The 267-nt window shown below is 72.7% G+C and carries 1 protein-coding gene; it reads right to left on the bottom strand.

All coding sequences use genetic code 11. The features are described from left to right. Positions 1-267: ATP-binding cassette domain-containing protein (locus HKX41_11790; GenBank protein NNC24815.1), on the bottom strand; the 267-nt coding region annotated here is incomplete at both ends.

The raw sequence follows: 267 nt of genomic DNA, 5'->3' as shown, positions 1-267 counted from the left end.
CGGTTTTCTCGTCGAGGTTGCCGGTGGGTTCGTCGCCGAGCACGCAGGCCGGGCGGTTGACCAGGGCGCGCGCGACCGCGGCCCGCTGGCGTTCGCCGCCGGACAGCTCGCCGGGCTTGTGGCCGAGGCGATGGCCGAGGCCGACCGATTCCAGCAACGCGGTCGCGCGCGCGGTGGCTTCCTTGACCGAGGGCGAATCGCGGCCGCCGAGCAGCACCGGCAGCATCACGTTCTCCAGCGCGGTGAATTCCGGCAGCAGGTGGTGGA

Origin of the sequence: Salifodinibacter halophilus (genome assembly GCA_012999515.1) — a bacterium.
GTDB lineage: Bacteria > Pseudomonadota > Gammaproteobacteria > Nevskiales > Salinisphaeraceae > Salifodinibacter > Salifodinibacter halophilus.
Note: the sequence above shows the minus strand (reverse complement) of the source record. Positions and strands in the feature narration are given on the sequence as shown.